Source organism: Gluconobacter sp. P5B12 (assembly GCF_018812035.1).
Taxonomy (GTDB): Bacteria; Pseudomonadota; Alphaproteobacteria; order Acetobacterales; family Acetobacteraceae; genus Gluconobacter.
In genome coordinates, this window is record NZ_JACRVV010000005.1 from 52,210 (window position 1) to 76,371 (window position 24,162).

The following is a 24,162-nucleotide window of genomic DNA, read 5'->3' on the forward strand; positions in this document are numbered from 1 at the left end:
GTTTGTCCAGATTAACCGAAAATGCGGTTAAAGATGCGATCAACCTGGCTGAGATGCTGCGCCGGATCGAAGGCCCGGTCCAGAACTTCCGCACTGACACGGCCGGCAACTTCCGGATCTGCTTCAAGATTCTCGCGGAACGTGCGGAAGTCAGGGTGGCCCAGCTTCGTCCATGTCTCCATGGCGTTGCGCTGGACAATCCGGTAGGCGTCTTCGCGGGAAATGCCAGCGCGGGCCAGAACCAGCAGCACTTCACCCGAATGGACAACGCCACCGAGGCTTTCCATGTTGGCGATCATCTGGTCTGGATAGACCATCAGCTTTTCCATCATGCCAGCCAGGCGCATCAGAGCGAAATCAAGCCCGATCGTGGCGTCAGGGCAGATGTTCCGCTCTACGGCTGAGTGGCTGATGTCACGTTCGTGCCACAGGGCAACGTTTTCCAGTGCAGGCGTAACGTGGGAGCGAATCAGGCGGGCAAGGCCTGTCAGATTTTCGGATAAGACCGGATTCCGCTTGTGCGGCATCGCGGAGCTGCCCTTCTGGCCTTTGTGGAAGAACTCTTCCGCTTCGCGCACTTCCGAGCGCTGCAAATGGCGAACTTCAACAGCGAGGCGCTCAATGCCGCTGGCAATCACGCCCAGGGTGCAGAAAAATGCTGCGTGGCGGTCACGGGGGATAACCTGTGTGGAGACGCTTTCGGCAACAAGTCCCAGTTTTTCAGCGACGTATTCTTCAACTGCCGGGTCAATATGAGCATACGTACCGACCGCACCGGAAATGGCACAGACAGCGATTTCTTTGCGGGCCTGAAGCAGACGCTCTTTGTTGCGCGCGAATTCTGCATAATGGCCAGCCAGTTTCAGGCCGAAGCTGGTCGGTTCCGCATGAATGGCGTGACTGCGGCCGATCGTCACGGTCAGCTTGTGCTCGTATGCGCGCGTCTTGAGGGCCGCGAGAACGCGCTCCAGATCTTCAAGAAGAAGGTCCGAAGCCTGTGTCAGCTGAACAGACAGGCATGTGTCCAGCACATCCGAAGACGTCATGCCGAGATGAACGAAGCGGCTGTCCGGGCCGACTTTTTCTGCCAGCCATGTCAGGAACGCAATCACGTCATGGCGCGTTTCAGCCTCGATCTCGTCAATCCGGGCCAGATCAGCGTCGGAGAATGCGGCCATTGCAGCATCCCCTTTTTCGCGGATCGTTTTGGCTGATTCGGCAGGGATTGCGCCCTGTTCCGCCATGGCTTCACAGGCCAGGGCTTCAATTTCGAACCAGATACGGTAACGGTTGGCGGGCGACCAGATTGCGGTCATCTGGGGGCGGCTATAACGCGGAACCATGAGAACTCCGGAGGCGAGTGGGGCTTTACGGAGGCTGCTTAGACCAAATACGAGGATATTGCACGGACCCCTTTTGGAAGAATGACAACCTTGCTCCCTGATACTTTCGTTCACGGCCTGTTTGCGCTGGCACAGGTCACCCTCATTGATATCACGCTCGCGGGAGACAACGCCGTTGTCATCGGGATGGCGGTTCGTAGCCTTCAGGGGCGGCAGAGGCGTCTGGCCATCCTGATCGGCACGGCCTTTGCTGCCGTCCTGCGAATTGGGTTGGCACTGGTCGCAGCCCGTCTTCTGGCTGTTGTCGGCCTGACGCTCGCAGGTGGCTGTCTTCTGCTCTGGGTCTGCTGGAAGATGTATCGGGAGCTCCGACACAATGATGCGGATGTCGAGGTTGACGCCCCTTCCCGGCTTGGGCCTGCCATTCTCAAGATTGTCATTGCCGATCTTTCCATGAGTCTGGACAATGTCCTCGCTGTCGCAGGGGCTGCTATTGGTCATCCATGGATTCTCATGGGCGGTCTCGCGTTCTCTGTGTTGCTGATGGGCGTTGCCGCGTCGTTCATTGCCGGGCTTCTGGCCCGTTACAGCTGGATCGCATGGTGTGGTCTGTTTGTCGTGCTGGGTGTGGCGATTGAGCTCATCATCCGCGGCGGAGGAGAAATCTGGCATCATGTTGTGCTGCCGAACTGACCGACCACTTCTGCTGGCTGCCGCCCTGTTTCTCGGGGCGGCAGCTCCCTTGCCTCCTACACCCTCGGTTCAGGACCGATTGGCTCAGTGGCTGTCACTTGTTGCGCCTTCAGCCACGGACCGACCTGCGGACGACTATGCCGCTTTTCTTCTGGAGACGCCGGTCTGGCCGCAACGCGCCAAAATTCTGTGGCGATATCAGAATGTCCTTACGCATACGTCTGATCCTGACGCGTTAAACCGTCTCTGCCCGTCTCTTCCCCTGACACTCGTCTCGGCTTTCCTGAACTGTCAGGATCATCTCCCCAGTGCAGTAAATGAAGCGCGTAGGCTTTGGGTCTCTGGCGCAGGAACTGCTCAGGAAGAAGGTGCTCTTTTAGCGAGATATGCCACTGTCTTCGGTGCGGATGATCAGTGGCAGCGTTATGAGCGTCTTGAAGCCAAAGGCCAGTTTTCGGCAGCGGGACGTCAGATCCCTCGCCTGCTGCCCGAACGTCAGGCTCTTGCGCGCGCGAGACTCGCTGAACGATCCGTTTCGCCTGCTGCCGACAGCGCATTTGATGCTCTATCTCCTGCGGAGCGTGCAGATCCCATTTTAATTCGTTATCGCCTGCGGGCTCTCCGGCGCGAAGACCGCCTGGATGACGCTTTGGCGCTCTGGAATGATATGGGTTCACGTCTGCAAGCCGCGGCCCCTTCTCATGAATGGTCCAGTGAAAGAGCAAGTCTGGCGCGCGCCCTGCTCCTCGCAGGTCGTGTGCAGGACGCTTATGCCCTAGCGCAGGACACAACACTGCCGCTTACCGAAATCGACCGTCAGGAAGCGCAAAATCTCTCCGGCTTTATTGCTCTTCGGCTCTTGAACACTCCCGACCAAGCAGAGGAGTTTTTCAAGCCGCTCCAGCAGGCTTCCTCACTCACGATGCAGGCTCGAGGCTGGTACTGGACTGCGCGCGCCCGCCAGGCCGCAGGGCATTCAGGAGACGCGCAGGACGCATTTGAGCATGCGACACATTTTCCCACGACGTTCCATGGCCAGCTTGCTCAGGCAGTTCTTTCCGGGGAGCAGTCTTTTATTTTGGCCGGGACGACGTCTCAGGAATTCGATAGTGCGCTCCAGCAAAGCTTGCACTCTCTTCCGTCGGTGGCATCAGGAGACTTGCAGCGACAGGATCTCGTCGAGGCGGCCACTGACCTGATGCAGTCAGGAGATCAGGAACACGCTAAAGACTTCCTGCTGCTTCTTCTGATCGCCAATCCGACGCCGCAAGGCCAGAAGGCTGTGGCAGACCTTGGCTCACGTCTTAATGTTCCTGCCGCTGAAGTCTTTGCCGCTCATGCCTTGTCACGAAAAGGCGTTGCCCTCTATCCGCAGGGGTTCCCTAATCCATGGCCGGAAGCATCGACTATTCCAGATGGTTTGCTTCCAGCTGTTATCAGGCAGGAAAGCGGGTTCGATTCTGCTGCCATCAGTGGGGCTCACGCTATTGGTCTGCTTCAGATTTTACCCGGGGCTGCGACCGATGTGGTGAGGCGCGCCCATCTTGGGGGCATTAATGTTTCTGCAGCTGCACTTTTGGATCCTCAGACCAATCTGACCGTCGGGAATGCTTACGTATCCCAGTTGCTTGCGCGCTTTGATAACGTCATTCCCTATGCCTTGGCTGCTTATAATGCTGGGCCGCATCGGGTGGATCTGTGGCTCAAAGCAAATCCACCCGCCGATCCTTTATCTGAAGATGGTATTCTAGATTGGATCGAACGTCTTCCCTACCGGGAAACGCGGATGTACATCGAGAATATCGAAGCCAATATGATGGTTTATCGAGTGAGTGCTTCCCATGTCGGAAACTGATTTTCGATCACTTTGTGAAAAAGTTTTCGCGCATTTGGCTGCCCGAGACCTACGCTTGGTGACGGTGGAAAGTTGTACCGGGGGTATGATCTGTGCAGCGCTTACCGATATCGCAGGTTCGTCCAGTGTGATCGAAGGAGGACTCGTAACGTACTCCAACGCTCTTAAAAACAGTGCGGCGGGTGTTCCAGAAGAAACTCTTGTTCGATACGGCGCAGTCAGTGAAGAGACAGCGCAAGCCATGGCAGAAGGCGCACTGTGCCATGCTGCGGATGCGAGCGTGGCGGTATCCGTAACAGGAATAGCGGGGCCAGACGGTGGAAGTGCTGATAAGCCTGTGGGAACGGTTTGTTTCGGGCTAGCTATTTTTCCAGGAAAGGCAATCTCAGAGCGACATATTTTTTCCGGAGACCGCGCCGCTGTCAGAAATGCAACGGTTAGACATGCTCTGGAAATGGTCCTGAAGGTGTAAACAAAAAAAAGCCCTTACCGATCTGGTAAGGGCTTTTCCAACGGGTGTACCGACTGAGAACTTATTGACCGTCAGTAGGCGCCGTTGCTGGCATGGTTGACGCTGCCGGCGGTACGGCTGGAACCGGCGGGGCCGTAGGAACAACAGCAGACGTTGGAGCCGTTGCAACAGGAAGTGGAGCTGCTGGTGCCTGTGCCTGGACCGGCGTTTGAGCCTGCTGCAGTGAACGAGCGTTAAGAGCGTCCGTTGCAGAAGCTTCGTCAGACTTTTGAGCGTGGGCGGCAGCCTTCTTGCCATGGTGATGCCCATGGTGTGCGGCCATAGCCGGGGAAGAAGCAGCAATCAAAGCCGAGAAGGCAAATGCGCCGAAGGTAAATTTCTTCATTGCGTAATCCTTTCATGACACCATTCGGTGCTTGAGGCTGAGAACGCCTCATGCGCCAAATGGTTCATGACGTATTACGAATTCTTTCCTGTACTCAAGAAAGTCCTGGCTGCGGGGTGCGGTTCTGTGCAGCCTGTACTCCGTAGATATCGCGGGCACGCTTGATGAAGGCTGAGACCATCAAGCGAACGCCTTCATTGAAAACAACTCCCATCGCGTTCTGTAGAAGACGGGAACGGAATTCAAAGTCTACAAAGAAGTCTACCAGACAGCCACGAGGGTCTGGTGTGAATGTCCAGACGTTGTTCAGATACCGGAAAGGCCCCTTTTCATAACGGACGCGGATACGCGAAGGGCATTCCAAGGTCACACGGCTGGTAAAGGTCTCACGGAACGGACCGAACCCGATTGTCAGGTCAGCTACCAGTTCATGCTCCGTCTTGGATTTGATAGTCGCTTTGACGCACCATGGCAGAAACTGCGGATATCTCTCCACATCTGCGACCAGATCAAAAAGTTGCTCCGGCGTGTAGGCAATCAACCGTTGCTCGGCATGTGTCGGCATCAGGGACTTTCTTTCAGACGGCTGTTTCGCGCAGCCTGCAGCTTCGCGAAGTCACTGTCCGCATGATAGGAGGATCGTGTCAGAGGGCTTGCACTGACCTGGAGAAATCCTTTGGAACGGGCAGCCGCAGCATAGCCGTCAAATTCTTCCGGGGTAACAAACTTTTCGACCGATGCATGCTTTACGCTCGGCTGAAGATACTGGCCCAACGTCAAAAAATCGACGTCAGCAACCCTGAAATCATCCATGACCTGCCATACTTCCATCTTCTCCTCACCAAGGCCAAGCATCAGGCCAGACTTGGTGAAAATGGATGGATCGAGCCTCTTTACACCGTCCAGCAGACGCAATGACTGATAGTATCGCGCACCTGGCCGGATTGTGGGATAGAGACGAGGCACGGTCTCGATATTGTGATTGAAAACGTCAGGCCGTGCCTCCACCACAATCTCAAGTGCGCCTGGTTTCCGAAGAAAATCAGGCGTCAGAATTTCGATTGTCGTACCTGGTGAAGCTGAGCGTATGGCCTGAATGACGTGCGCGAAATGACGAGCGCCTCCATCCGCAAGGTCATCACGATCAACTGATGTGATGACAACATGCTTGAGACCAAGCTTTGCCACGGCTTCTGCAACCCGGCGCGGTTCGTCTGTGTCCAAGGCTTTTGGGAGGCCAGTTGTCACGTTGCAGAAAGAGCAGGCCCGCGTGCAGATTTCGCCCATGATCATCATGGTCGCATGACGCTGGGACCAGCATTCCCCGATATTCGGACAGGCTGCTTCCTCGCAGACCGTAACCAGATTGGCCTCCCGCATCAGCGCCCGTGTCTCGTGGTACACGGGATGGTTGGGCGCCTTTACCCGAATCCAGGACGGTTTACGCTGGATCGGATTATCAGGACGATGGGCCTTCTCCGGATGGCGGAGAGCGGACATCTCACGGTGATCTATGGTGATGCGCTGGGACATGCTGCTCAGATATGGAGCGGACCGTCGAAGGCCGCCAGAGTCGCTTCATGCATTGTCTCGGAGATTGTCGGATGCGGGAAAACCGTTTCAATCAGTTCTGCTTCCGTCAGTTCACCTGTCCGGGCAATGACATAGCCCTGAATCATTTCCGTGACTTCTGCGCCGATCATGTGAGCACCCAGAAGCTCCCCGGTTGTGGCATCAAATACGGTCTTGACCATGCCTTCCGTCTCACCCATCGCCACGGCCTTGCCATTGGCAATGAACGGGAAGCGCCCAACACGAACCTTATGGCCAGATGCGACGGCTTTCTCCTCGCTCAGACCAACAGACGCGATCTGAGGACGGGAATAGGTGCAGCCCGGAATGTTCAGAGCATGAAGGGGCTGCGGCGAACGACCCGCAATCTTCTCAACGCAGAGAATGCCCTCGTGGCTTGCCTTATGAGCCAGCCAAGGCGCGCCTGCGACGTCACCGATCGCGTAAATGCCTGGTTCCGCCGTGCGACAGAAGCCATCCGTGACGATATGGGTGCGATCAACCTGAACCTTGGTCCCCTCGAGGCCCAGATCCTCAACGTTTCCAACAATGCCGACAGCGCAGATCACGCGATCCACAGTCAGATCAACCGTACCGGAGGAGCTTTCAATGGTGGTGGAAACCTCGTTTTCACCCTTCTGAAGCGGGCCAACCTTCGCACCGGTGATGATCTTCATCCCCTGCTTCTCGAAGGCCTTGCGCGCAGCTGCGCTGATTTCCGGATCTTCGGCGATCAGGATGCGGTCCGCCACCTCCGCAATTGTCACTTCGCTACCCATGTTGCGGTAGAAGGACGCAAATTCGATACCGATGGCACCAGAACCGATGACCAGCAGGCGCTTCGGCAGTTCGGTCGGGGTCATGGCTTCACGGGCACCCCAGATCAGCTTGCCATCTGTCTCCAGACCGGGAAGCTGACGGCCGCGTGCACCAGTAGCCAGAATGACGTTGGGCGACTTAATGATCGCCACTTCGGCACCATCCTTGGTGATGGAAATCTTGTGTGCTTCCCCTGCCCGGCCAGCCAGTTTAGCACGACCGTCAAAGGTCATGACCTTGGCCTTCTTGAGCAGATGGGCAATGCCCCCGCCCATGCGGCGGGCAATGCCACGGGATCGGGCCACAATCTTGGGTAGATCGAAGGATACGTTCTCGGCCGAGAAGCCGAATGTATTCAGATCATGCAAAAGATGATGAATTTCGGAGGAACGCAAAAGCGCCTTTGTAGGGATGCAGCCCCAGTTGAGGCAGACACCGCCAAAATGCGTGCTCTCCACGATGGCAACGCTCATGCCAAGCTGACTGGCTCGGAGGGCTGCAACGTATCCGCCAGGACCGCCACCAACAACGATCAGATCGAAAGTATCGGACATGGATCAGACCACCAGAGTGTAAGGGTTCTGTACGATGTCGCGCAGGGCATTTAGCCACTGTGCGCCAAGCGCGCCATCAACGGCACGATGATCAACAGAAAGTGTCGCGGTCATGACAGTTGCAATTGCAAGCTGGTCTCCTCGAACCACGGCACGTTTCTCTCCTGACGCAATGGCCAGAATTCCGGCCTGCGGTGGGTTGATGATCGCAGCAAAATCCCGGACGCCAAACATGCCCATATTCGAGATGGAGAACGTGCCACCCTGAAACTCTTCAGGCTTCAGTTTGCCTGCTCGCGCACGCTTGGCAAGATCCTTGGCTTCACGGCTGATCTCACGCAGGGACTTCAGGTCCGCATTGCGGATGATTGGCGTGATCAAGCCTTCCGGAATGGAGACAGCCATCGAAATGTCCACATTCTCGAAATGCAGCGTCTCAGAATCCGTGAACTGAACGTTCAGACCCGGTACCTTTTTCAGTGCTAGCCCGACAGCTTTGATCATCATGTCATTGACCGAGAGCTTGAAGCTGTTCTCTTCGGCCGTCGCATTCAGTTTGGAGCGAAGTGCGAGCAGAGCATCAAGCTCGATGTCCACTGATACATAGAAATGCGGGACCTGCGTTTTCGATTCCGTCAGGCGTCTCGCAATGACCTTGCGCATCGTGGAGTTCGGAACGCGCGTGATATCGCCCTCAACGGCGATCGGTGCCGCAGGTACAGGTTTCGCTGCGGCTGGAGCAGCGTTACCGCCCTTCTCAACGTCCCTTTTCAGAATGCGGCCATTCGGTCCGGTTCCGTTCAGGGTTCCAAGAGCGATGCCTCGCTCTTTAGCCATACGCTTGGCCAGTGGAGAGACAAAAATACGCTCACTGCTCTCCTTTGGCGACGCGGCTTTGGCGCTTGGCGCAGGTGCACTTGCAGCAGCAACAGGCTCAGCGGCCGAAGCGGCGATAGCAGGTGTCTGTCCAGAAGACGCTACTGGCACCTCTTCGCCTTCCTCCACAAGGATGGCGATTGGGGTGTTGACCGCAACGCCCTCCACGCCTTCCTGAACAAGAATGCGGCCGAGTATGCCCTCGTCCACAGCTTCGACTTCCATCGTGGCCTTGTCGGTCTCGATTTCAGCGATCACATCACCGGCTGAAACCTTATCGCCTTCATTCTTGAGCCAGCGAGCCAGTTTGCCCTCAGTCATTGTCGGCGACAGGGCCGGCATCAGGATATCAGTTGCCATTGTCGGTCAGTCCCCGAACTGCTTGCGGACTGCTTCCACAACCCATTCGGGTTTCGGAAGTGCCAGTTTTTCAAGATTGGATGCGTAAGGCAGCGGCAGGTCAAGACCGCAGACGCGGGCTGGCGGGGCATCTAGCCAGTCGAACGCCTGCTCAACAGCGACGGTGCAGATTTCCGCGCCAATACCCGCGACCGGCCAGCCCTCTTCGACGGAAACAATTCGGTTCGTCTTTTTGACGCTCTTGATGATGGTCTCGGTGTCCAGCGGCCGTATCGTACGAAGGTTAATGACTTCCGCCTCAATGCCTTCTTCCGCCAGCTTGGCAGCGGCGTCAAGTGCAACACCCACCATGATGGAGAACGCCACTAGCGTCACATCCTTGCCTTCGCGCTCGATCTTGGCTTTCCCGATCGGCAGGATGAAGTCTTCATCCGTAGGGCATGGGAATTTCTGGCCGTACAGGATCTCGTTTTCCAGCACGACAACCGGGTTCGGGTCGCGGATAGCGGCGCGTAGCAGACCTTTCGCGTCAGCCGCAGACCAGGGAGCCACAACCTTCAGGCCCGGAATGTGGGCATACCAGCTTGCAAAGCACTGGGAGTGCTGTGCGCCAACACGAGCCGCGGCACCATTCGGGCCACGGAAGACGATTGGACAACCCATCTGACCGCCAGACATATATAGCGTCTTGGCAGCAGAATTAATAATATGATCAATGGCTTGTAGCGAAAAGTTCATAGTCATGAACTCAACGATCGGCTTTAGTCCCGTCAGGGCTGCGCCAACTGCCATGCCGGTGAAACCATGCTCGGTGATGGGCATGTCGATCACACGCTTTTCACCAAATTCGTCCAGCAGGCCCTGACTGATCTTGTAAGCGCCCTGATATTGGGCGACTTCCTCGCCCATCAGGAATACGTCTTCATCACGCCGAAGTTCTGCAGCCATTGCATCGCGAAGAGCTTCACGGACTGTGATGTTTTTCGTCTCGCCCCAGTCCTTTTCCGCATCTGCCTGCTTGATTGCCGGAGCCTCAATAATCGCGGGAGCAGACGGAGTCTCAATTGCGATTGGGGCACCCGCAGTCGGATCAGCAGAACATGTTACGTTCTCTGCAGCCGTAGCATCCTCACCGTCTTCAAGCAGCACGGCGATAGGTGTGTTGACGGCAACGCTTTCGCTGCCCTCAGGGACCAGCACCTTGCCAAACACACCGTCTTCAACAGCTTCGACTTCCATCGTGGCCTTGTCGGTCTCAATTTCGGCAATCACATCGCCAGACTTTACCGCATCGCCAGGCTGACGAAGCCAGCGTGCGATTGTACCTTCGGTCATGGTCGGCGACAGGGCCGGCATCAGAATCAGAGATGCCATGGAAATCAGGCCTCCACCAAAATATCAGTCCAGAGTTCGGACGGGTCCGGCTCCGGACAGGTCTGTGCAAATTCAACAGCGTCCGCCACGACGGCTTTCACTTCGACTTCAATGTCCTTGAAGGTGCTTTCTTCAATGCCGTTACGCAGCATCTCGGTCTTCAGGGTTTCAATCGGATCACGCGTCCGACGCATTTCTTCAACTTCGGCACGGTCGCGGTACTTTGCCGGATCGGACATGGAGTGCCCGCGGTAACGGTAGGTTTCCATTTCCAGCAGGAAAGGTCCCTTTCCGGAGCGGCAATGCTCCATGGCTTCCTGTGCAGCCTGATGCACGGCGCATACGTCCATGCCGTCAACCTTGCGGCTCGGGATGCCCCAAGGCTCTGCATTGCGAGACAGATCCTTGGACGCAGAGGCGCGCTCGATGGATGTGCCCATGCCGTACCGGTTGTTCTCGATTACATAGATACAGGGGAGCTTATGCAGAGCGGCGAGATTGAAGCTCTCGTAAACCTGCCCCTGCGCCGATGCACCTTCACCGAAATAGACGATGGAGACCTCGTCTGTGCCACGATACATGTTGGCAAAAGCCAGACCGGTCCCCAGAGCCACCTGTGCTCCGACGATGCCATGACCGCCATAGAACTCTTTTTCGCGGGAGAACATGTGCATGGAGCCGCCCTTCCCGCGTGAATACCCGCCTGAACGTCCCGTCAGCTCTGCCATTACGCCGCGGGGCGTCATCCCTGCCACCAGCATCTGACCATGATCGCGGTATGACGTGATGGACTTGTCGCCCTGCTTCATGTTCAGGCCGATGCCGACAACAACGGCTTCCTGGCCAATATAAAGATGGCAGAAGCCGCCGATGAGCCCCATTCCGTAGAGCTGCCCGGCTTTTTCCTCAAAACGTCGGACAAGAAGCATGTCCTTGTAGGCTTGCTTCATTGTCTCCGGCGAAAGGGCCGGACCATTGCTCCGGTGGGAAGCGGACGTTGTCTCGCCCATGGCAGGTCTCCTGCAAATGCACAAATCTGGGGAAGCTCTTACCGTCACTCGACCCGGAAGGCCAGAGTGGTCCCAGTTACATCTCCGAAAGGAAAAGCAGGAGGGCGTGAGCTCGCATGAAAATTAGAGTGCTGAGGGCAAGCAATATTTTGCCCCCAGCATGGAAGTATCAGACAAAGCCTAAAAGACGACGGGCCGCCTTGCCTGGGTCCTCTTCACGGAGAAGACTTTCCCCGACGAGCACGGCGCTTGCGCCGACCTCCCCAACCTTGAGCAGATCATCCTGTGTCTTGATACCACTTTCGGACACGACAAGACGATCAGGTGGAACCATGGGAGCCAGATCCAAAGTGGTCTGAATGTCGGTCTTCAAGGTGCGAAGGTTTCGATTGTTGATACCAATCAAGGATGTGTCGAGAGCCAGAGCCCGGTTCAGTTCGTCGGCATCATGCACTTCAACCAGAACGTCCATGTCCAGGCCGCGAGCAATACCGATAAGTTCAGACGCCTGCGTTTCCGTCAGGGCCGCCATGATCAACAGAATGCAATCCGCACCAATCAGACGGCTCTCATGAACCTGCCACGGATCAAGAATGAAATCCTTGCGCAGGATCGGAAGACTGCAGGCCTCGCGAACGGCGCGGATATCATCTGTGCTGCCGTGGAAGCATGATCCTTCCGTCAGAACGGACAGGCAGGTCGCACCAGCAGCCTGATACGACAGAGCAATTTCGACCGGATTGAAGTTTGGACGGAGCACGCCAGCAGAGGGAGATGCCTTTTTGATTTCAGCAATCAGGCCAACCTGTCGGTCTGCTGTCAGGTGTTGAAGGGCCTGACCGAAGCCCCTTGTCGGCGCCGTGACTTCACGCGCGCGCAGCGTGATCTCCTTGAGAGACATGATCTGTGAACGCTGTTCTACATCCACACGTGTGCGGGCGCAGATGCGAGCAAGAACGTCGCTGCGATCGGTTGTCTCGACGGCGGGGTCCTTGATGGGCGGCGTGGTCGTCTCCGGAACTTCCGGGTCAGGAAACTGCTCTACCCCTTCAGGTGCATAGGTCATCGCGGGTCGCTGATGCATGAAGGTCATGATAGTCCTGCGTTTGTTTTTATAAGGGTGGAATTTGTCATGGCCGCTCTGTCCAGAGCTGCGCGCGCGGAGCCACCGTCGATGGCACTCGCTGCCAGAGCTACATTGTTACGAAAAGCCTGCGCGTCAATCGAGCCATTCTGTATGACATTGCCACGGCCTGCCACGTGAAGAGCCGCAGCAGCATTCAAAAGAACAGTATCACGGTATGGGCCAGAGGCGCCATCGAGAAGAGTCTTCAGCGCAATGGCGTTCTCTTGAGCGTTTCCGCCGCGAACGGCTGAGATTGGTGTCCTGACCATTCCCGCCATCTCAGGCTCGAATGAAAGAGAGAGGACTTTCGCATCTTCAAGGCAGACAATCTGAGCTGGGCCTGCCAGCGTCAGTTCATCGCTGCCGCCTTCATCTGTGGTTCCGTGAAGAGCCCAGACATGCGTGCTGCCAAGATTAGCCAAAGTCCGGACGACAGGTTCGCACCAGCGGGCATCAAAAACACCGATAAGCTGGCGATGAACCTGTGCAGGATTGCATAGGGGGCCAAGCAGATTGAAGAGAGTTCTGAAGCCGAGAGCCTTTCGCACGGGAGCCGCATGACGCATCGCGGGGTGATGAAAAGGTGCCGCCAGAAACGCCAGATTGTTTTCATGTAGCCGACGGGACTGAAGTGTCAGGTCATCGGTGGGTGGAATTCCCAGAACTTCCAATACATCGGTGGCACCGGAGCGAGATGAAAGTGCCCGGTTGCCATGTTTGGCCACAGGAACGCCGAGGCCTGCCAGAACGAATGCAACCGCAGTGGAGACATTGAGCGTCCCTAGCCCATCTCCGCCAGTTCCGCAGACATCCAGGGTATTATCCGGCACAGCAGGCAACGTCGTCATGTATCGTCGGACGGCCTGAACTGCGCCTGTCAGCTCCGCTTCTGTTTCACCGCGAACCTTGAGAGCTGTCAGAAATGCGGCGAGTAAAGGAGCGTCTACGGAGCCGGCCATGATGGCAGAAAATGCGGCATCAGCCTCTTGCGATGCCAGAGATTTGCCATCAGCCACCTTGCGAAGCACGGCTGCAAAATCTGTCTTTCCTGTCATGCCGCTTCAGTAGCTTTGTGCCGGATTCCGGCAATAGTCAGAAAATTAGAAAGAAGTTCACGGCCCGCAACGGATGCGATGCTTTCAGGGTGAAACTGTACACCGTGAATGTCGTAATCCCGGTGGCGGATGCCCATAATCACGCCATCTTCTGTAGAGGCGTTGACGATCAGTTCCGAGGGAATAGTTGCAGGATCGAGTGTCAGGCTGTGATAACGCACAACGTTAACGGGCTGCGGCAAGCCTGCAAAAACACCGGTTCCATCATGATTTACGGGGCTGATCTTGCCATGCATCGGCACGGGCGCACGAACAACGGTGGCGCCAAAAACCTGACCGATGGCCTGATGTCCAAGGCATACGCCAAACACGGGAAACTTTCCGGCCGCGGCTCGGATCAGCTCACAGCAGATCCCCGCACCGTCTGGTGCACAAGGACCTGGCGAAATCACAATGGCAGACGGGTTGAGCGCAAGCGCCTCGTCCACGCTCAGCGCGTCATTTCGTCTCACATCACATTCAACACCCAGCGCCCCCAGATGGTGGACGATGTTGAAGGTGAAGCTGTCGTAGTTGTCGATGAGCAGGATCATGGCAACAGGATGGCCTTCACGTTTCGTTACGTCAAATGCAACATTGTTTCAGGATTTTGCTGCGTTGGAGACGGCAACTTCGGCCGCCCTGAAAAGAGCCCTCGCCTTGACCTGTGTTTCACGAAATTCGGAGTTGGGATCGCTGTCCGCGACCACACCGCAGCCGGCCTGAACATACATCTGGCCGTTTTTGAGAACGGCCATACGCAGCCCGATGCAGGTATCCATTTCCCCGTCTGCTCCGAAATATCCGACGCATCCTGAGTATGGCCCCCGACGGGTTGGTTCCAGCTCATCAATGATCTGCATGGCGCGGATTTTTGGCGCTCCGGTCAGGGTTCCGGCCGGGAATGCCGCGACGAGGGCATCCATAGCCGTTTTGCCTGCTTTGATTTGCCCAGTGACGGTTGAAGAGATGTGCATCACATGGCTGTAGCGTTCGATCACGAACTGATCCGGAACTTCTACTGTGCCAAGTTCGGAAACACGTCCGACATCGTTGCGGCCCAGATCAATGAGCATCAGATGTTCAGCCAGCTCTTTCTTGTCGGCGAGCAGTTCTCTCTCGAGTGCCAGATCATGCTCCCGATCCGTTCCACGAGGACGTGTCCCGGCTAGCGGACGAACCGTGACTTCCCCTTCCCTCAAACGAACAAGAATTTCGGGGGAAGATCCGACCAGCGCGTAATCTTCCAGCTCCATCAGGAACAGGAACGGTGCCGGATTGACGCGGCGCAGGCTGCGATAGAGGGCAAGCGGTGAAAGTGGGAACGGTGTCGTAAACCGCTGGCTTGGGACAATCTGAAAGGCATCTCCAGCCGCGATGTAATCCTGTGCCTTGCGGACGTTCGCTTCAAACTGCTCCTGCGTCATATTGCAGGACGGCGGTGCCAACTCACTTCCTGCTGGAAGTGTCTCGCTGGCATTTTCAAGCGGGGCAGCCAGTGCTTCACGCGCACGATCCAGAAGCGCATGGCCTTCTGCTTCCGTCATTGAGCCACGGATAGGCACTGCCAGGGTCAGCTCATCACGCACGGAATCAAAGACCGCGAAGAGCTGCGGACGGATCATGATCCCTTCCGGCAGGTCCAGATCGTTGATGGGCGCATTTGGCAGAAATTCCATCTGCCGCACCATGTCGTATCCCAGGACGCCAAAGACCCCGCCGATCATGGGAGGCATATCGACCGGCAGCGTCATCTGGCTCTGGTCGATAATGTCCTTCAGGGTCTCCAGCGGGTTGCCCTCCAAGGGCGTCCCATCCAGAACCGCTTCACCGTTACGGCACTTCCAGACCAGATCAGGCAGAAGTGCGATCACGGAATACCGACCACGCGCGGCTCCCCCCTCCACACTTTCCAGAAGCATCCGATACGGATCATCAGAGAGGCGTGACAACCGGAGGTAGGCTGAGACAGGCGTTAAAAGATCTGCGGCTTCAATGCTGTGAACGATGCTCATCACTGCGCTCCGCCTGCGTTCCCCGGTGACGTGGACGCCACGACCTGATTGAAGAGATTGGTGTTCAGGTGCGACACGGGCACTGTTTTTTCAAGGCTGGCGTCCAGAGCAGCGGGGATATCAGCCTGAAGAGCCTGAACGTACTGGGCCGACAGTTCCTTTTGCAGAGAAGCAGCATCTGCTTCTGCGCCCGGCTTCTGCCCTGTCACGTTGACGATCCAGAAAGCATCCGGCCCTTCATACATGCCTGTTGTGCCGACCTTCAGGCCGAATGCGGCACGAAGAACATTCTGAGGAAGAGACTGGTCCGGGTGGATGCGTGAAATTGTTACATCCTTGCGAAGGCTGGACGCTTCAGCCTGACCTTCGAGTGCCTTTGCCAGTGTGCTTTTCTTGGCTTCCGTGAACAGGGCTGTGGTGCGTGTATCAGCGGCATGACGCTGCTGCTCGGCTGTCCAAGCCTGAACGATCTGATCCCGTACATCCGCGAACGGGCGGCGTGTTCCAGGATGGACTTCGTCCACCACTACGGCGAAGGCAGATCCATCCGGGCCGTTTACAACAACTGGCTGGGCATCTTTCTTCTGAGAGAAGATATGCTGAACGATGGACTGGCGCAGGCCTGCGTCGCCCGGGATTGGTGCTGGAGTTCCGTCCTGCATCAGGCCATGGGAATCAAGCGAGCCAGCTGCTGGCACCGCACCAAGGTTGGATGGAATTTTCTCAAGCGTTGTGGAGCCTGCAATCGCGTCCTGAAACTGCTTCAGGCGCGCCTGAAGTGCTTCGGGAGCTTCCTGCTTCTGGACCTGATCGCGCAGTTCAGGCTTAGCCTGCTCGAAAGTGGTCTGATGAGGGGCGACGACATCCGTGATGTTGAATACGACCCAGCCTGCTGCCGTCTTCGTCGGACCGCTGATCTGATTAGCGGGCGCTCCAAAAGCTGCCTTGGCGAGTTCGGGGTTTGGGATGTCGCTCTCGCGGACGTGCGGAAGAGCGACAGCCGCTGCATCCGGATAGGCCTTCTGGATCGCGTCCCACGCATTGGTGTTGCGCCATGCCGTAGCCGCAGCATTGGCTTTGCTCTCTTCCTGGAACGTCAGAACCTGAAGCGTGCGTGTTTCCGGCATGTTGTACGTGCGGGACTGAAAATCATACAGCTTGTGTAGAACGTCATCCGGTACTTCGATTGTCTTGGCGACGCTGTCTGCCGTCATTACGACCATCTTGGCATGACGATATTCCGTGGTGCGGAAATCCTGCGGATGATTGTCGTAATAGCGATGAAGCTGCTCGTCGGTTGGGGCCGCTGACACTGCTGTTGAAGTGAACGGAACGCGCAGAACATCCATGACGCGCTGATCTGCATCGAAGGCGAACAGACGGTTCAGAAGGGATGTTGGTGCCTGAACGGAAGCGCCCATACCCTGAAGCAGGGCTCGGGAAATGATGTCCTCGCGAATCATCTGGATCAGGCGTTTTTCGGTAATGCCAATGCGGGCCAGTCGGTCATTCAGCATGCTACGATCAAATTGACCTGCTGCATTGTGAAAAGCCGGGATCGCGAAGATTTCCTTCCGGATCAACTCATCTGGCACAACCATGCCAGCACGCTCGCCTGCAAGCTGTACCTCGTTCTGGATCACGAGATTGTGAAGAACCTGACGTGCAATCTGCTGCTTCGTACCGTCCGGCAGATGCGACGGATCAGACAGTCCCATCTGCTGGGCTGCCGCTGGTAGCTGTGCGGAGAGTGCCCGCGCAAGGTCATCCGGTGTGATCGTTCTGTTCCCGATCGTGACGATCGTATTGGAGCTGCTCGTCCCCATATTGGAATAGACGTCTCCTACACCCCACCCGATGAAGGCCAGGAAAATCAGGATTGCGGCGGCACGGCCGGCCCAGGAATCAACAAGGAGGTGGCGTAGGGTGGTAATCATAGGGTCAGGACGGATCCGGATGGCGGGATGGTGCGGACGGGGAAGGCCCGCTAGAACTTGCCGCACCATAATGTCGTGAGCCGCGCTTGACCAGAAGCTGACAGGCCACCCCCAGGAGGAAGCATGAATGTAACGCCGAAACTTGTCATCGGGAACTGGAAGATGAATGGCTTGCGGGAGGCGTCACTGCAACTTGCAACAGCTGTGGCCGAAGGTGCGCGTTCGCTGCCTGACGATGTGCGGATGGTCATTTGCCCACCCTTCACGCAACTGGACCGTGTGGCTGAGGCACTTGAGGGCGCAGGATCATCCATAATGCTGGGAGCGCAGGACTGTCATACTGCGGTTTCCGGTGCTCACACAGGTGATATTTCGGCTGAAATGCTCGCCGATACAGGCGCGCGTTATGTTCTTCTGGGGCATTCAGAACGTCGGCAGGCCCATGGTGAAAACGACGCCCTGATCAGGCAAAAGGTGCAGGCGGCAGAAGCTGCCGGGCTGATCCCTGTTGTGTGTATCGGGGAAACGATGGCCGAGCGGCAGGATGGTCGTGCGGCAACAGTTCTGGCCAGTCAGATTGACGGTTCTTTGACCGATAATTTCAATGGCGTGCTGGCTTATGAGCCTGTCTGGGCGATTGGAAGTGGCGTCACTCCATCCCGGGAAGAGCTTGAACGGACGCTGCTTTTGTTGCGTGGTCTGTTGCAGTCCCGTCTCAAGATGGATGACATTCGCGTGCCAATCCTGTATGGCGGCTCCGTAACACCGGCCCAGGCGCCGACTATTCTTTCCATCGGGGTGCTTGGCGGAGTGCTGGTTGGTAGTGCCAGCCTGGAGGCCAGAAGCTTCCTGCGCATTGCCGAAGCGGCATCGCTCCGTCTTTCATCCCAACCATTGTCCGGACCCTATCGTTCATGACCACTTTTCTGCTTGTCATCAATCTGCTGGTCACACTGGCCCTGATCGGTACGATCCTGATCCAGCGCAGTGAAGGCGGCGGCCTCGGCATCGGTAGCAGCCAGGGCATGGGCTCCTTCATGACTGGCCGCGGCACGGCAACGCTGCTGACGCGTGCGACATCTGTGCTCGCTGGCGTTTTCATGCTGCTCTGCCTCGTTCTGGCCCTTCTGAACCGCGGTGCTTCCTCGGGTGTCGGCGGCCATGATATCCTTGCAGATCTGCCTGCCCCGGCTGCTGTGACGACGGCTCCTGCTGCGCCTGCAACCCCTGCTGCTCCGGCTCCTGCCGAGACGCCTGCTCACTAACTGAATCGGGAAGCATCTCGACGCTTCCCCTCGCCCCCACCTTCGGTGTATGAGGAGCGCCCATGACGCGCTTCGTATTCATCACCGGCGGTGTGGTATCTTCTCTCGGCAAGGGCATCGCTTCTGCGGCTCTTGCTGCTCTCCTCCAGGCACGCGGTTACAAGGTCCGCATGCGTAAGCTGGACCCTTACCTGAACGTGGATCCGGGCACGATGAGCCCGTATCAGCATGGCGAGGTGTTCATTACTGACGACGGGGCCGAAACCGACCTCGACCTTGGTCATTATGAGCGCTTTACGGGCGTCCATGCCCGCCGTGCAGACAACACCACAACAGGTCGCATCTATTCCGATGTCATCGCCCGCGAACGTCGCGGCGACTATCTGGGCGGAACCGTTCAGGTCATTCCCCACATCACGGACGCCATCAAGGATGTCGTGGTGGCTGGGACGGAAGAGTATGATTTCGTTCTGGTGGAAATTGGCGGAACGGTTGGCGACATTGAGAGCCTTCCTTTCCTTGAAGCCATTCGTCAGCTTCGCAATGATCTGGGGCATAACCAGACCATGTGCGTTCATTTGACGCTGCTGCCTTACATCCCCTCAGCCGGTGAGTTGAAGACGAAACCGACGCAGCATTCCGTCAAGGAACTGCAGAATGTCGGCATTCAGCCACAGGTGCTGCTGTGTCGTTCGGATCGTCCGATTCCGGAAAACGAACGCCGCAAGATCGCGAACTTCTGTAACGTCCGTTCGGAAGCTGTGATTGCGGCGCTGGATGTGGATACGATCTACGCGTGCCCAATTTCGTACCATAACGAAGGCATGGATCGCGAAGTTCTGCGTTATTTCGGTCTGCCGTTCGAAGGTTCGCCGGACCTGACGCGCTGGGAAAAGATCGTCCACGCGATTCGTGAGCCTGAGGGTGAGGTCAAGGTTGCTGTCGTCGGCAAGTACACGGCGCTTCTGGACAGCTACAAGTCGTTGGCGGAAGCCCTGCTGCATGGCGGTATCGCGAACAATGTACGCGTCAAACTCGACTGGATCGAATCGGAAGAATTCGAGAAGTCAGGTGATATTGCCGAGCGCCTGAAGGATGCGGATGCCATTCTGGTTCCGGGCGGCTTCGGTGAGCGTGGCGCAGAAGGCAAGATTCAGGCCGTCCGCTATGCGCGTGAAAACGGCATTCCGTTCCTTGGTATTTGCTTCGGCATGCAGATGGCCGTGATCGAATGTGCCCGTTCGCTTGCTGGCCTCACGAAAGCGTCTTCCACTGAATTCGGCCCCACAAGTGAGCCGCTGGTCGGCCTCATGACGGAATGGGCGAACGGCAATGAGCTGATGCGCCGCCGTGAAGGCGGTGATCTTGGCGGAACGATGCGTCTCGGTGCATTCCCGGCCAAGCTGGCTGCAGGATCACGCGCCGCTGAGATCTACGGCACGACCGATATTCGGGAGCGTCACCGCCATCGCTGGGAAGTGAACCTTCACTACAAGGATCGCCTGGAAAAGACGGGCCTGCGTTTCTCCGGAATGTCTCCGGACGGCGTTCTGCCGGAAGTCGTGGAATATCCAGATCATCCATGGTTCATCGGCGTGCAATATCATCCGGAACTGCTGTCCAAGCCGTTTGATCCGCATCCGCTTTTCGCCGGATTTATCGGGGCAGCTCGCAAGCGGGCTGAAAGCAAGTGAGCTTCCAGATTGGAAAGCTCGAGATTGGTCAGGACCGGCCCTTCACGCTGATTGCAGGGCCGTGCCAGATTGAATCCCGAGATCATGCTGTGGAGATGGCAGATGCTCTCTCCACGGTATGTCGAGAGCTGGATATCGGACTGATCTACAAGAGCAGTTATGACAAAGCGAACCGTAGTTCCGTGAATGCGGCCCGCGGTGTAGGCATGGAGATGGGGCTGGATATTCTGGCTTCTATCCGTGAACGCTTTGACGTGCCTGTTCTGACGGATGTTCACTCTGCTGAGCAATGTGCTGTCGCTGCGGAAGCGGTGGATGTGCTCCAGATCCCTGCTTTCCTGTGTCGGCAAACTGATCTGCTGCTTGCTGCCGGTAAAACTGGACGTGCCATCAATGTCAAGAAGGGTCAGTTTCTGGCACCTTGGGATATGGCAAATGTCGCGGCCAAGCTGGCTTCAACCGGTAACGAGCGAATCATGCTTTGTGATCGTGGCACGAGCTTTGGTTATAACACGCTCGTCAGTGATATGCGTGGCCTGCCAATTATGGCTCAGACGGGCTATCCGGTTGTTTTCGATGCCACCCACTCTGTGCAGCAACCGGGTGGCCTAGGGGCCTCCACGGGCGGCCAGAGGGAGTTTGTTGAACCCCTCGCCCGTGCTGCGCTGTCTATCGGTGTTGCGGCAGTTTTCATCGAGACACACCAGGACCCGGATCATGCTCCGAGTGATGGTCCAACAATGGTGCCGCTTTCAGAAATGCGGGCGTTGTTGACCCGCCTTAAAGCGTTTGACGCTTTGGCCAAGTCTTACAGCGTATAATTCTGTAACGGTGCCAGGGCTGCCATAAGGAGACTTATGACAGCTCCCACCGTCAGAACGCCCCTTAGGGGCATATACCCCGGTGGCAGTGCGCCATTCTTCCAGGCCATTCGTTCTACAGCAAACGTTGCCAGAAAACCGATCACCTCAAGCAGGTATCCGGCGCGCAGCCCTCCAAGCAGTCCGATGCAGAGGGAAAGCCATGCCCAGAGCGCAGGGCAGACACCCAAGAGGAGTCTCTGGCGGTCACGATCTGCCGTTCCCTGAACTGTGATGATATCTGGTCGCTCCATGGCGAGGCCCCAGTGGACTGCGCCGAGAAAAGACAGGATGCATGCCCCATAGGCCAGAAGAATAACGGTTAGATGCGGGAGTGGAGAAAAAAGTCCTGCGAGGAAAATCCACCCACCAAGGGTCAGGAAAGGTATAAGTCCTGCCAAACCGAGGATCAGGGCGAGGAAAGGAAGACGCATGTCGTCGATTGACCTTATGTTCTGATTTTGAGACGAAACGGTGATCCGTTCCGAACGGTTATGAGCCACCCCCGGTTCACGCATATCCAGGAGAGCTTCCATTGAGCGCCATTGTTGATATCACCGCCCGCGAGATCCTGGACAGCCGTGGTAACCCAACCGTTGAGGTTGAGGTTGAGCTGTCGTCTGGTGCCCGCGGTCGCGCCGCCGTTCCCTCTGGTGCTTCTACTGGCGCCCACGAAGCTGTCGAGCTGCGTGACGGGGACAAGTCCCGTTACAACGGCAAAGGTGTTCTGAAGGCCTGTGGTTTTGTTGAAGACGAAATCCTTGAAGTGCTGCAGGGTGCAGAGTCTGAAGACCAGATCGCCATCGACAACGCGATGATCGAGCTGGATGGCACGCCGAACAAGTCCCGCATTGGTGCGAATGCAATTCTCGGCGTTTCTCTCGCGGTTGCCAAGGCGACGGCAGAAGAGCTGGAACTGCCGCTCTATCGTTATGTCGGTGGCGTTTTCGCGCACACGCTTCCGGTTCCCATGATGAACATCGTGAATGGTGGCGAACACGCGGATAACCCGATCGACATTCAGGAGTTCATGATCCAGCCAGTTGGTGCGCCGACGTTGGCTGATGCCGTGCGCATGGGGTCTGAAATCTTCGCCGCTCTCAAGAAGGGTCTGTCTGCTGCTGGTCACAACACCAATGTTGGTGATGAGGGCGGATTTGCTCCGGGTCTGAAGTCTGCCGATGAAGCTCTGAGCTTCATTACGAAGTCTGTTGAGGCTGCTGGGTATCGTCCGGGCGATGACGTGACGTTTGCCCTCGATTGTGCAGCGACCGAGTTCTACAGCAACGGCCGCTACAATCTTAAGGGTGAAGGCAAGGAGTTCGACTCTTCAGGCATGATCTCCTACCTCGAAGATCTTGCCAAGAAGTATCCGATTGTCTCCATCGAAGATGGTCTGGCTGAGGACGACTGGGAAGGCTGGGCTGAGCTGACCTCGCGCCTGGGTGATCGTCTCCAACTCGTTGGTGATGATCTGTTCGTGACCAATCCTGAGCGCCTTCGTCGCGGCATCAAGGCCAAGACAGCGAACTCCCTGCTCGTGAAGGTCAATCAGATCGGCACACTGACGGAGACGCTGGAAGCAGTCGAGACAGCCCACAAGGCTGGCTACACCTGCGTTATGAGCCATCGTTCTGGTGAGACTGAAGACGCCGTCATTGCTGATCTTGCTGTTGCTACGAACTGTGGTCAAATCAAGACGGGTTCCCTCTCCCGCTCTGACCGTACGGCTAAGTACAACCAGCTGATCCGTATTGAGCAGCAGCTTGGAAGCGCAGCCCGTTATGCGGGTCGCAGCATTCTCAAGTCCGCCTGATCAACAAACGCCGGCCTCCATTTGGGAGGCCGGTTTTATAGGCGCGTTAAAATAATCTACTGTCTTGAACAACAGTGATTGTTTCGCAGCCTCTCTCTGAGCTAGGCTGTTGGGAAGTTTTCAAGCCAAGGGAGCCTGTTACCCCGCGTGAGACCCGTCAGACTTATCAAACGTGCCATCCGCGCGGTTGCTCCCCCTGTGCTCTTTCTGTCCCTGACCGCTTATTTCGGGTGGAACGCCCTTCACGGCGCTCATGGTATCCGTGCCTATCAGGATCAGCTTGTGCTTCAGCAGCAGGCCATCCAGGCGCAACAGGATGCCAAAGATGAGCAGGCGGTGTGGCATCGTCGCGTGCTTGCGCTCAAAGAGAAGGCTCTTGATGCCGACATTCTGGACGAGCGTTCACGTGCCATGCTTAATCTGACGCGGAACGGCGATATTGTTATCCCCTATGGACCACACGACAAACTTTTCTAAGAGCCGCTTCAGGCTCTTTTTTTATGTTTGGTGAAGTTTTGTTTGCCGGAAACTGAGCCAATAAAAAAGGCGACCCGAAGGCCGCCTTTTTTAAAGTCGTATGATCCGCGAGATCTTACTTGATCTTGGCTTCGCGGAAGGTCACGTGCTTGCGGGCAACCGGGTCATACTTACGGACTTCCATCTTGCCCGTAGCAGAACGTGCGTTCTTCTTCGTGACGTAGAAGTAGCCGGTGTCAGCCGACGAGACGAGACGGATCTGAATAACGTTGCTTTTTCCCATGATACCCTCGGGCTTGCGCCGTCCTGATGCCGCTCGCAAGTGCCAAAGCAGCAGGTTGATCTAGTTCGGCGCAACATGCTGATTTGTATGTCTCAGGTCAAGGCTTTCTGAAGAAAATCCAGGGATAAGGTGTATTTTTCCGCAAAAACCCGCGTTTTCTGCCGGATAAAAGCTTTATTGATGCCCCGTAGATATCCTTGCAGGTGGACAAAGGGGAACCTATAAGGAACAAAAGAGCTCTGCATACGATTATGCAATGTCTCGATCTTCAGATTTTGCCTC

General features: G+C 56.6%; 24 protein-coding genes. 9 read left to right on the forward strand and 15 right to left on the reverse strand.

Annotated elements, in window-relative coordinates; translation table 11 throughout:
* Positions 1-11: 11 nt before the first annotated feature.
* Entirely contained in the window at positions 12-1,343 is a 1,332-nt protein-coding gene (gene purB, locus KP702_RS10025) for an adenylosuccinate lyase (protein ID WP_202207531.1), read from the reverse strand.
* 81 nt (positions 1,344-1,424) lie between these two features.
* On the opposite strand from purB, the gene KP702_RS10030 reads away from it, so the two are divergent.
* From KP702_RS10030 to KP702_RS10040, 3 genes are read left to right on the forward strand one after another with little or no spacing between them, the layout of a single operon-like run.
* Entirely contained in the window at positions 1,425-2,036 is a 612-nt protein-coding gene (locus KP702_RS10030) for a YjbE family putative metal transport protein (RefSeq protein ID WP_202207532.1), read from the forward strand.
* Entirely contained in the window at positions 2,017-3,891 is a 1,875-nt protein-coding gene (locus tag KP702_RS10035) for a lytic transglycosylase domain-containing protein (protein ID WP_202207533.1), read from the forward strand. The genes KP702_RS10030 and KP702_RS10035 overlap by 20 nt, the downstream gene beginning before the upstream one ends.
* Complete coding sequence (locus KP702_RS10040; protein WP_202207534.1) at positions 3,878-4,363, forward strand: CinA family protein; 486 nt, start codon at positions 3,878-3,880, stop codon at positions 4,361-4,363. Before KP702_RS10035 ends, KP702_RS10040 begins: the two co-directional genes overlap by 14 nt.
* 61 nt (positions 4,364-4,424) lie before the next feature.
* Here the strand turns inward: KP702_RS10040 and KP702_RS10045 are convergent, their stop codons facing one another.
* The 12 genes from KP702_RS10045 to KP702_RS10100 all read right to left on the reverse strand — a co-directional run bounded on the left by KP702_RS10045 (position 4,425) and on the right by KP702_RS10100 (position 17,485).
* On the reverse strand, positions 4,425-4,748 hold the full coding sequence (locus KP702_RS10045; RefSeq protein WP_202207535.1) for a hypothetical protein: 324 nt from the start codon (positions 4,746-4,748) through the stop codon (positions 4,425-4,427).
* Between the two features lie 94 nt (positions 4,749-4,842).
* A complete protein-coding gene (locus tag KP702_RS10050; RefSeq protein WP_202207536.1) occupies positions 4,843-5,313 on the reverse strand; it encodes a type II toxin-antitoxin system RatA family toxin in 471 nt (156 codons plus the stop codon).
* Positions 5,313-6,281 (reverse strand): lipoyl synthase, encoded by a 969-nt coding sequence (lipA, locus tag KP702_RS10055; RefSeq protein WP_202207537.1) that lies wholly within the window; start codon positions 6,279-6,281, stop codon positions 5,313-5,315. Before lipA ends, KP702_RS10050 begins: the two co-directional genes overlap by 1 nt.
* Before the next feature lie 5 nt (positions 6,282-6,286).
* Positions 6,287-7,693, reverse strand: coding sequence for a dihydrolipoyl dehydrogenase (gene lpdA / locus KP702_RS10060; protein WP_215768855.1), 1,407 nt, complete (start codon positions 7,691-7,693; stop codon positions 6,287-6,289).
* A 3-nt stretch (positions 7,694-7,696) separates the two neighbouring features.
* Positions 7,697-8,929 carry a pyruvate dehydrogenase complex dihydrolipoamide acetyltransferase gene (locus tag KP702_RS10065; RefSeq protein ID WP_215768856.1) on the reverse strand — a complete coding sequence of 411 codons (1,233 nt, stop codon included), beginning with the start codon at positions 8,927-8,929 and terminating at the stop codon, positions 7,697-7,699.
* Between the two features lie 6 nt (positions 8,930-8,935).
* Positions 8,936-10,303, reverse strand: a complete 1,368-nt coding sequence (locus KP702_RS10070; RefSeq protein ID WP_215768857.1) for a pyruvate dehydrogenase complex E1 component subunit beta — start codon at positions 10,301-10,303, stop codon at positions 8,936-8,938.
* 5 nt (positions 10,304-10,308) lie between these two features.
* Complete coding sequence (gene pdhA, locus KP702_RS10075; RefSeq protein ID WP_215768858.1) at positions 10,309-11,313, reverse strand: pyruvate dehydrogenase (acetyl-transferring) E1 component subunit alpha; 1,005 nt, start codon at positions 11,311-11,313, stop codon at positions 10,309-10,311.
* A 169-nt stretch (positions 11,314-11,482) separates the two neighbouring features.
* Entirely contained in the window at positions 11,483-12,406 is a 924-nt protein-coding gene (gene trpC, locus KP702_RS10080) for an indole-3-glycerol phosphate synthase TrpC (RefSeq protein ID WP_202207542.1), read from the reverse strand.
* Positions 12,403-13,494: an anthranilate phosphoribosyltransferase gene (gene trpD, locus KP702_RS10085; RefSeq protein WP_202207543.1), complete on the reverse strand. Its 1,092-nt coding sequence runs from the start codon at positions 13,492-13,494 to the stop codon at positions 12,403-12,405. Before trpD ends, trpC begins: the two co-directional genes overlap by 4 nt.
* On the reverse strand, positions 13,491-14,087 hold the full coding sequence (locus KP702_RS10090; RefSeq protein WP_202207544.1) for an aminodeoxychorismate/anthranilate synthase component II: 597 nt from the start codon (positions 14,085-14,087) through the stop codon (positions 13,491-13,493). The genes trpD and KP702_RS10090 overlap by 4 nt, the downstream gene beginning before the upstream one ends.
* A gap of 48 nt (positions 14,088-14,135) precedes the next feature.
* Complete coding sequence (trpE, locus tag KP702_RS10095; RefSeq protein WP_202207545.1) at positions 14,136-15,548, reverse strand: anthranilate synthase component I; 1,413 nt, start codon at positions 15,546-15,548, stop codon at positions 14,136-14,138.
* Entirely contained in the window at positions 15,548-17,485 is a 1,938-nt protein-coding gene (locus tag KP702_RS10100) for a peptidyl-prolyl cis-trans isomerase (RefSeq protein WP_202207546.1), read from the reverse strand. Before KP702_RS10100 ends, trpE begins: the two co-directional genes overlap by 1 nt.
* Before the next feature lie 123 nt (positions 17,486-17,608).
* Between KP702_RS10100 and tpiA the strand changes: the two genes are divergently transcribed.
* From tpiA to kdsA, 4 genes are all read left to right on the forward strand, one after another.
* Positions 17,609-18,403, forward strand: coding sequence for a triose-phosphate isomerase (gene tpiA / locus KP702_RS10105; RefSeq protein ID WP_202207547.1), 795 nt, complete (start codon positions 17,609-17,611; stop codon positions 18,401-18,403).
* Positions 18,400-18,750: a preprotein translocase subunit SecG gene (gene secG, locus KP702_RS10110; RefSeq protein WP_202207548.1), complete on the forward strand. Its 351-nt coding sequence runs from the start codon at positions 18,400-18,402 to the stop codon at positions 18,748-18,750. The genes tpiA and secG overlap by 4 nt, the downstream gene beginning before the upstream one ends.
* Positions 18,751-18,812: 62 nt before the next feature.
* Entirely contained in the window at positions 18,813-20,444 is a 1,632-nt protein-coding gene (locus KP702_RS10115; RefSeq protein ID WP_046901663.1) for a CTP synthase, read from the forward strand.
* The gene (gene kdsA, locus KP702_RS10120) at positions 20,441-21,265 is read left to right on the forward strand and encodes a 3-deoxy-8-phosphooctulonate synthase (RefSeq protein WP_215768859.1); all 825 of its coding nucleotides are present in this window, start codon (positions 20,441-20,443) and stop codon (positions 21,263-21,265) included. Before KP702_RS10115 ends, kdsA begins: the two co-directional genes overlap by 4 nt.
* On the opposite strand, the gene KP702_RS10125 is transcribed toward kdsA, so the two are convergent.
* Positions 21,253-21,738: a DUF3429 domain-containing protein gene (locus KP702_RS10125; RefSeq protein ID WP_252348658.1), complete on the reverse strand. Its 486-nt coding sequence runs from the start codon at positions 21,736-21,738 to the stop codon at positions 21,253-21,255. The two genes, kdsA and KP702_RS10125, sit on opposite strands and share 13 nt — an antisense overlap.
* A gap of 101 nt (positions 21,739-21,839) precedes the next feature.
* On the opposite strand from KP702_RS10125, the gene eno reads away from it, so the two are divergent.
* Together eno and KP702_RS10135 are read left to right on the forward strand one after the other, a co-directional pair.
* Complete coding sequence (gene eno, locus KP702_RS10130) at positions 21,840-23,120, forward strand: phosphopyruvate hydratase (RefSeq protein WP_064272901.1); 1,281 nt, start codon at positions 21,840-21,842, stop codon at positions 23,118-23,120.
* A gap of 147 nt (positions 23,121-23,267) precedes the next feature.
* Complete coding sequence (locus tag KP702_RS10135; RefSeq protein ID WP_046901667.1) at positions 23,268-23,597, forward strand: septum formation initiator family protein; 330 nt, start codon at positions 23,268-23,270, stop codon at positions 23,595-23,597.
* 115 nt (positions 23,598-23,712) lie between these two features.
* Here KP702_RS10135 and rpmG read toward each other — a convergent pair whose 3' ends face one another.
* Positions 23,713-23,880, reverse strand: a complete 168-nt coding sequence (rpmG, locus tag KP702_RS10140; protein ID WP_046901668.1) for a 50S ribosomal protein L33 — start codon at positions 23,878-23,880, stop codon at positions 23,713-23,715.
* Positions 23,881-24,162: the final 282 nt, after the last annotated feature.